At 65.8% G+C, this 272-nt stretch carries 1 protein-coding gene; it reads right to left on the minus strand.

The features are described 5' to 3' along the window. Window positions 1-272 (minus strand): hypothetical protein (locus JNB89_RS30875; RefSeq protein ID WP_220364741.1); only part of this gene is annotated, 272 nt, incomplete at both ends.

The raw sequence follows: 272 nt of genomic DNA on the forward strand, positions 1-272 counted from the left end.
TCACCGCTCCCGCCGAGACACCCGTGAGCGTGCGTGTGCCCGCCTTGCCGGTGAAGTCCACCACCGTGCCGTCGGTGCCCTGCGCCACCGTGATGTTGCGCGTGGCCGCATCCTGCTGCACCAGCCCGACCGTACCGCTGTTGAGGTTGTTCGTCAGGTTCGTGATGTCCGTCGTGTTTTGCGTCACGCGACCGTCGATGTTCGTGATCGCATCGCCCACGTTGTTCACCGTCGTGCCGCCCACCGAATACGTCGGGTTCGTGATCGCGCCC

Origin of the sequence: Paraburkholderia phenoliruptrix (assembly GCF_019511605.1) — a bacterium.
In the GTDB taxonomy this organism is placed as follows: Bacteria; Pseudomonadota; Gammaproteobacteria; order Burkholderiales; family Burkholderiaceae; genus Paraburkholderia; species Paraburkholderia phenoliruptrix_A.